Annotated in this window: 7 protein-coding genes (1 of these 7 cut by a window edge); 5 read left to right on the forward strand and 2 right to left on the reverse strand. The window is 38.0% G+C overall.

The features are described 5' to 3' along the window. A protein-coding gene (locus LEP1GSC190_RS14200; protein WP_002748771.1) for a three-Cys-motif partner protein TcmP crosses the window boundary here: on the reverse strand, window positions 1–441 show its 5' portion. The gene continues 387 nt to the left of window position 1, outside the view; only the first 441 of its 828 coding nucleotides appear in the window; its start codon is at window positions 439–441; its stop codon lies off the left edge, out of view. A gap of 361 nt (window positions 442–802) precedes the next feature. Beyond that, window positions 803–964 carry a hypothetical protein gene (locus tag LEP1GSC190_RS19875; RefSeq protein ID WP_002748748.1) on the reverse strand — a complete coding sequence of 54 codons (162 nt, stop codon included), beginning with the start codon at window positions 962–964 and terminating at the stop codon, window positions 803–805. A gap of 109 nt (window positions 965–1073) precedes the next feature. On the opposite strand from LEP1GSC190_RS19875, the gene LEP1GSC190_RS14205 reads away from it, so the two are divergent. From LEP1GSC190_RS14205 to LEP1GSC190_RS14230, 5 genes are all read left to right on the forward strand, one after another. After that, complete coding sequence (locus LEP1GSC190_RS14205; protein ID WP_002748828.1) at window positions 1074–1664, forward strand: hypothetical protein; 591 nt, start codon at window positions 1074–1076, stop codon at window positions 1662–1664. Then, a complete protein-coding gene (locus LEP1GSC190_RS14210) occupies window positions 1661–2998 on the forward strand; it encodes a peptidoglycan recognition protein family protein (protein ID WP_002748863.1) in 1338 nt (445 codons plus the stop codon). Before LEP1GSC190_RS14205 ends, LEP1GSC190_RS14210 begins: the two co-directional genes overlap by 4 nt. Window positions 2999–3532: 534 nt before the next feature. Further along, window positions 3533–5890, forward strand: coding sequence for an ammonium transporter (amt, locus tag LEP1GSC190_RS14215; protein WP_002748879.1), 2358 nt, complete (start codon window positions 3533–3535; stop codon window positions 5888–5890). A gap of 820 nt (window positions 5891–6710) precedes the next feature. Continuing rightward, window positions 6711–6848, forward strand: a complete 138-nt coding sequence (locus LEP1GSC190_RS19880) for a hypothetical protein (protein WP_002748834.1) — start codon at window positions 6711–6713, stop codon at window positions 6846–6848. A 104-nt stretch (window positions 6849–6952) separates the two neighbouring features. Continuing rightward, a complete protein-coding gene (locus tag LEP1GSC190_RS14230; protein WP_002748924.1) occupies window positions 6953–7225 on the forward strand; it encodes a DUF736 family protein in 273 nt (90 codons plus the stop codon). Window positions 7226–7500: the final 275 nt, after the last annotated feature.

The raw sequence follows: 7500 nt of genomic DNA on the forward strand, positions 1-7500 counted from the left end.
GGCGGCTCTCACGACATCCCAATCCAAAGTTAGTTTATAAGGATCCAAAAGACAAAATATTCTTTCATACCTATCATAATGAAATTTTGGAAATACTTTTAACGGAAGAACTTCATTAGAGTTTCCAATATGAAAATGTGCATTAACTTCAGAACTCACAAGGCTCTGTAAATGATGAACTCGTTTTTCCTCAAGGTCCACAAAATGATATTCATGAAACGGCGGTGTAACTTTTAGAGCTCTCAAAGCACTACCATCGATTTTCTCTGAAGTTTTCTTCGAAATTGCCTCCCCGGAATTACAAAATCCATCAATATAAATGGTTTTAAAATTTGAATTTTTCAAAGCACCTTGAAAGCTTTCCGCGTATTTTTTGACTATTTCTAATTTTAGCTCAGTCCATTCACCAACCCGATCATACAAATCAAAATCATCACTCATGAACTTATATTCGTCACATTAGAAATATATATGAAACACTTTCTAACTTTATATTTTTTTAATATTTAAAACCATTTTCATAAATCATACTGACTGTAAAAACAATTCCAAATAAGCATTGGTTTTTTCGCCGATATCCAAAACTCGCTTCAAAAGAACCGTAAGTCACCCAACGGTCGTTGAAAAACGGATTCAAATTATAGGGTAATTTTAGAATTTAATCGATCGAGAAACATGAAAAAAACGGCGAATTGAATAGAGTTGCCGAAAAATTCCATAGTGACGATTCATAAAATGGCTTCAATCGACCGTTTCCGGAAAATAGAAACAGATGAAGAATTAATTTCCAACACTCTAATTATTATCGTTCCCTTTCCTTACCTACGCGGATTACGAGTGAAATATTTCCGTCCGGTTTTTCCACTACTTCAAAGCCCTCTTCTCTAAGAGTTTTTTTGATTTTATAAAGCCCGAAATTTACTATCTTGGACTTAGAAAGTGGTTTTGGAGTAGGTTCTTCCATTTATTTGTATATCGGAAAAATCCTGGATGATCTTAAATTTCGCCTAGAGTTTTCTTTCGTGAAGAAGCTTCCTTGACAAACATGCCTTGGGAATATGTCATGAAATCGAATGGCAACTCGAGTCTTTTTTTATTTTTCTATCTTTCTCATTTTGATCGGCTCGGCTTTCGCCGCATATGCTCCTGATCTGTTCCAATGGGAAACCTTGGAATGGATCTACGAAAAAAGAACCTTCTTCTTATTTTCTTTCATCTTTATCATATCAATCGTCTTGATTTATCTGATTTATCTGAAGGCGAGGAGAGGAGTTCTTCACTCCAAAAGTAAAACGGAAATACATCTACAGGCATCCCTAAACGAAGTAGTCCGAGATAATCAGTCTCTTTTTTTATTCTTAAAATCAGCTAAGGACACGCTTGGAAAACAGATCGAATCCTCTAAAACGAATTTCTCTCCCGAATTTTCCTCGGCGTGTTCTACCCAGTACCAAAAACTTATACAAGAATTCGATTTATCGGAGGAGATATTCAATGATATCCCCTTGATTCCCGAAGAAGTTGAGGACAAAAGAAAGAACGGAAGAAATTTTAGAATTTCCGAATATTCAGATCTCATTAATCGTCATAGAAAACTTTCCCGAACCCTTGAAAAATTAAGAGAAGATCTTATTCGTCTTAGAGACAAGGTTTCCAGAGTATGAAAATTTCCGCATTTACCACATTTCTCTTTCTCGTTTTTATCTTAAGTTGTTTTTCTCAAACAAAAGAATCCTCCGCTTTTTCTCAAGAGCAGGATCGTATCTTTCCTTTTTTGACTCTAGGAATTGGTAAAAAATCCCTCGATACAATCGGTAAAAGGCGTGGGGCCTTTCAAGTAAAATCGATTCTTTTACATTCCACTTCTGGTTTAAAAGCGGAAGATTACTTGGACAGAAGCAAATCCTCCGGATGGATGGTTCATTTTATCGTTCTCGAAAACGGAAGCGTATATGGCGTGGAAGAGCCTTCTAAAATCATTTATAGAGCCTCACCCGGAATGGACAAAACTACGATTCACGTTTCCTGGGAAGGAATAAACGATTCCATTCTAAAAAACGAGATCCAATTGAAAGCTCTCGCCGATTTGATTCAAAAACTCTCCAAAGAACATTCAATTTCTCTTAATAACTATGATATAACCGCCGGAAATGGAGTTTTTACCCATACTCAGAGTAAGAAAAAATTCGGTCATTTTTTGGATACGGGAGAATGTGGAAGCGAAAAAGTTCTTTCCGCCGTTTTTTCCAAACTCCAGGGCAAATTTTTTCCCGAAACGGAATGGAAAGATCGATTCGCTTCCGATTGGGTGATTCGTAAGGAAAAATTCGTGGACTCATCCGGTAAAAAAATTGTCCCGACATACAATCGAGGCCGCGGTATAACCCCCGCTTCGATCGTCGAATTAAACTCGATCGAAAAAACTTCCGACGGAAGGGCCCCTGAAGAAAGAAGACTTCGCTACAATTATCGGGGATCAATTCGTCCCGATTGTGTTGTGTTACATTACACCGCGATTCCAGATTACCAAAAAACTTTAGAAATATTAGAAAAACGGAATTTGTCAGCAACGTTCCTTGCGGATAAAGACGGAAAAGTTTATCAACTTCTTGATTCCATCTTGGATGTTGCCGCTGCAGCCGCAGGAACAAATTCGAACTGTTTTCAAGTGGAAATCGTCGGGAAAGATACGGAAACGCTTTTAGCAAACCGAGAACAGACCAAAGCGGTCGCTCGTCTTGTTAAAGAACTCTCCGAAAAGTATAGGATTCCTCTCACCAACGAACGTGTGGAATCCTTACGGGGAATTTATTCTCATACCCAGGCTAAGAAAAAATGGGGAGGTTCGGTTTATCTGGACGGTAAGGATTTCGATCCGGGCGAGCCTTATATGAAAGAAATTCTGGATCAGGTCGGCGGAACTTTTTATCCGGAGGAAAACTGGTTCGAAAGACAGAGTGATGATTGGATTCTTCTGTTCACTTATTTTCAGCCATAAAGAATTTGCCGTTTTATCGATGTCTCTATCAAGTTTCATTTTAAATCGCAGTATCTTATGCTTTTCGAACGATATTTGCATTTTACAATTATCTAATCAAAACCTACCATAAAAGTTTATAGAAAATTTACAAATAGTCCGATCCAAATCCATAGAATAAAAATTCTTTTGTTCTAAGGTATTGGAACAAAAACTTACCCTTAGAATAGTAAGAACTGTTACAATTTTAAACGACGGGAAAAACTTTTAATACGACGTAATCTGTGGGAACTCCCATATTTTTTAGAAATTTACCGGACGTTTAGAGATATTTTTTCAGGTTTTGGGACAAACTCTAAATTTATAATCAAAGAACTCGACGATTCTCACCAATTTTCGAAAGGTTGTACAGCCGACTATGATTTAGAACTTCCGAATACGATCAAAGAAAAGTAGGACAGAATCACCTTTTACGAGAATAAACAGATCTCTCTTGTTTTTGAAAAGAAACTATCAATCCTCGAAGGAAAGAATAAATACATTTGGAAACCTTATATGAAAAACCTAAAAAGATATAGAATTATAAGCAGAATCATTTTGATTCTTTTTTTAGGAATCAATCCTCCTCTATTTTCCGAATCTCCCGCTCTGGAGTTATCCAAAACCGTCGACCCAATTTGGCTCATCCTCTGCGCCGCATTAGTTTTTTTCATGCAGGCAGGTTTTTTAATGTTGGAAACCGGTCTTTCCAGATTGAAAAACACGATCAACGTCGCAGTGAAAAATCTTATGGATTATATCGTCGGAACAATCGCGTTCTTCTGCGTGGGTTTTGCTTTGATGTTCGGATTTTCATACGAAGGTTGGATCGGCACAAATCATTTCTTTTTGAACGGTTTAAAAACCGGTAAAGATTTTTCGTTTTTTCTGTTTCAAGTCGCGTTTATGGGGACAGCGGCCACCATCGTTTCCGGTGCTGTGGCCGAACGTATTAAATTTTCTGCATACTTAGTCGTGTCGATCGTAGTTTCGATATTTATCTATCCGGTTTTTGGTCATTGGACTTGGGGCGGAGGTTGGATAGCCAAAACTGGATTTGTAGACTTTGCCGGTTCTACCGTAGTACACTCGTTAGGTGGTTGGATCGCGTTGGCAGGTGTAATTGTGTTAGGGCCAAGAAAAGACAAATTCAAAGAAGACGGAACTCCAAGAAAAATCCACGGACATAATCTTACCTTTTCGGTTTTGGGTGTTTTTATCCTTTGGTTTGGTTGGTTCGGATTTAACGGAGGAAGTACTCTTTCTTTTACAGATGGAGTTCCATTGATCATTTTGAATACGAGCCTTTCCGGAAGTGCCGGAGGAATCCTTGCAATAACACTTTCTTGGATTTTTTACAGAGTTGCTTCAGTGGAAGATTGTATGAATGGAGTTTTAGGCGGTTTGGTAGCAGTAACCGCGGGCTGCCACACCCTGCAACCTCATGCCTCTCTAGCGATTGGCTCCGTAGCCGGGGTTTCAGTCGTTATTACATCCTGGATATTGGAAAAAATTCTAAAACTGGACGACGTTGTAGGAGCGTTTCCGGTCCACGGAGTCTGTGGAATTTTAGGCACTCTTTTACTACCAGCTCTATCAGAAAATCAAGATATTCAAATACTTTCTCAACTCATCGGAGTTGTAGCCTGCTCTTTTTGGGCATTTGGATTGGGGTTGATCTTATTTTTACTTTTGAAAATTTCGATCGGAATCCGGGTCAACGAAGAGTTCGAAGAAAAAGGACTCAATGTCACCGAACATGGAGCCGGTTCCAGTTGGATCGATCTCATCCATTCTCTCAAAGATCTTGCTAAAGGAGGCGGGGATTTGACCCGCAAGATTCATGTAGATTCAGGGACGGAAGCGGGAGCGATTGCATTTTTGATGAATCGTTACCTCGCCAACTTAGGACAAATGATCTACACGATCAAAGAAAAGTCGAACGAACTTGAAAACTCCGCATTCGAAATCTCGACCGCGTGGGGAAAAATGAGCCACGGAATTCAGGAACAGGCCACAAACCTTGAAGAAGTCACCTCCATATTTGATTCTTTCAGAGAATCGTTCCAAAGAATATCATCCTCCGTCACTCAACAGAAAGAAATTGAAATGAATGCTAAGAAATTGTTAAGCGAACTCGTAGTCGGATTTCAAAAGTTCAATTCCAACTTGAAAGACAGTTCCGAAAAATCCGAAGAATCGGTCAGAACAATTGAATCGAGCAGAAAAGAACTCAATCACCTTGAAACCGATATCAACGACATCGGTTTCTCCGCCAAAAAAGTGGAAAACCTCGTAAAACTTCTCAACGACATATCGGCAAAGTTAGGAATACTTTCCATCAACGCATCCATTGAAGCCGCCCGTTCCGGAGTCGCCGGTAAAGGATTTGGCGTGGTCGCGGAAGAGATCAATAAACTTGCATCGAACACACAAGAAAGTACTAAAAAGGCTTCGGAAATCCTAGGAGAAATTCAATCCACAGTTTCACGCGGAAAAAACACCGTTCATACCACCGTGGAATTTTTCAAAAACTTAACGGAAGAATTTAGATCTCTTGCAATGACTCACATAACGATACGTGAAAACAGTTCCCACTATTCCCATCTGATTGAAAATCTGAACCGTTTGAATATCTCAATCACAAATCAGAGCGAGATTATTACAACAGACATAGAAGGACGATTTTCTGAAATCGGAAATCTTTACAAATCGGTGGATCTTATCAATGAAGCATTTCACGAAATTTCGGCACAATCGGAAGAGTTAACAGCAACGGGCGATTTTTTAAAACAGCTCGCTGGAATCCTCAATTCTCTCGTCCGAAATTTTCGGGTAGAACAAAACGTTTCGCAAGAATTGATTACTAGTTAATTCAATTATTATGATTTTCTTAAAAATGCTTTTATAAAATAAAAAATTATCCGATTCGAGTCTATCCTAAAACGAAATCATTTTCCGGCCAAGAACCTGCCTTAAACTTGAAATGCGGGAACTACGATAAGAATTAAATAACCAAAAGTCTGTTCAAAATTACAAACTACTCAATAAAACGTAATCTGTGGGAACTATTGCATTTCGTTATAAACTTGCCGAATGATTATACTAATTTCTCTTAAGGCATTTGGATAAGCTTTTAGCTATTCAAACCGCGGAGTAGAACATGTAGATTCAAAAATCTGATCGTTCAATCTTAAAATGAATTTTGGCAAATCGTTTCAAAATTTATCCTAAAACTCGAATTTCCATTACAATAACCTTAAGTTGTCAATTGAAAGATCGATCCTATAATTGGAAAAGAATCAAAGTTATCCTAAAAATTGGGATTTTATAATATTTCGTTTTTAAATCTTATTTGTAAAGACATCCTTTTCCATAGGAGTTCCCACATGAAATCGCTGCGAGAAAGTAAATCCAGAACCTCTTGAAAAAGAAATCTGCAGTAGTTCCTATACAAATTCATTTTGAGGGAAAAATTCTCCCACAGTTAGAAACTCTAAAATGTAGGAACTACTACAATTTCAAATTAAATGGGAAGAACTTCCGCCGCTGTAGGGTCGAAGTCATAGAAATTCATACAATCCCGGGAGGAATGTAAAAAAAAATGGTTCAAAGTCTCCCAAAAAAGTGCCATTCACCTCTTTTTTGTCGTGGGTAACCCGTATCCTAAAATTCAAATTAAGAGGTAAACAACATGCAAAACACAACTTCAAAATCGATGGACAAAAAAATCGAAGCCATCGCGGAAATTCTCGCAGACAAACTGATCGAAGAAATCCGTAAAAGAGTCTTGGAAAAAGAAGCGCTACGTAGTAAATCCGAAGCCGCATAAAACAAAAAAGTAATACTTGAGTCCAATCAGGATTTTACTGAGGACCGAATTTAGACTCAAGTTCAAGAAACATTTGCAAGAACAAAGAAAAGGAGGAAACAAAAATGGCCGAATACACACTCAAAGAAAAGAAAGGATGTCTTTTCAACAACGCAACCAAGGAAAAGGAAACTCAACCGGATTATACGGGTAAGGTGTTCTTAGAAGGAAAAACGTATCGACTTGCGGGATGGATTCGCAAATCCGCAACCGGAAAGAATTATCTTTCTCTAAGTCTTTCAGAACCGAATCTCGAAAAAAGATCCGAAAAAAATTCCACAGTCCTCGAAACGGATGGAAACGATTTTACGGATATAGAAGAAAACTTTCCATTTTGAAAAGTAAAATCCTGTGTCTAAGTGTAAAAAAATCTATCACTATAGGAAAAAGTAATTTCTTGAAAACGAAAATTCATCTCAAACTGTTTTTTTTAGTCGTTACACTGACATGGCGTCTTTAGCCTTCTCCAACTACAGCTACAATACGATTCAGGAAGAAAACGAAGTAGTAGGCCGAGATATAAAACCAATATCAAAGAAGAAAAGAACGAAAACAGAATCACTGTAGCTATAAATCGCCACATTTAAGCCGTGCAAAAATACAACGACACAAT

Origin of the sequence: Leptospira mayottensis 200901116, assembly GCF_000306675.2 — a bacterium.
Classification (GTDB): Bacteria; Spirochaetota; Leptospiria; order Leptospirales; family Leptospiraceae; genus Leptospira; species Leptospira mayottensis.

Bases quoted from the DNA above. Each gene is read 5' to 3' on its own strand.
- LEP1GSC190_RS14205 (WP_002748828.1), top strand. From the start codon at position 1,074: ATGGCAACTCGAGTCTTTTTTTATTTTTCTATCTTTCTCATTTTGATC.
- LEP1GSC190_RS14210 (WP_002748863.1), top strand. From the start codon at position 1,661: ATGAAAATTTCCGCATTTACCACATTTCTCTTTCTCGTTTTTATCTTA.
- LEP1GSC190_RS14230 (WP_002748924.1), top strand. From the start codon at position 6,953: ATGGCCGAATACACACTCAAAGAAAAGAAAGGATGTCTTTTCAACAAC.
- LEP1GSC190_RS19880 (WP_002748834.1), top strand. From the start codon at position 6,711: ATGCAAAACACAACTTCAAAATCGATGGACAAAAAAATCGAAGCCATC.
- LEP1GSC190_RS19875 (WP_002748748.1), bottom strand. From the start codon at position 964: ATGGAAGAACCTACTCCAAAACCACTTTCTAAGTCCAAGATAGTAAAT.
- amt (WP_002748879.1), top strand. From the start codon at position 3,533: ATGAAAAACCTAAAAAGATATAGAATTATAAGCAGAATCATTTTGATT.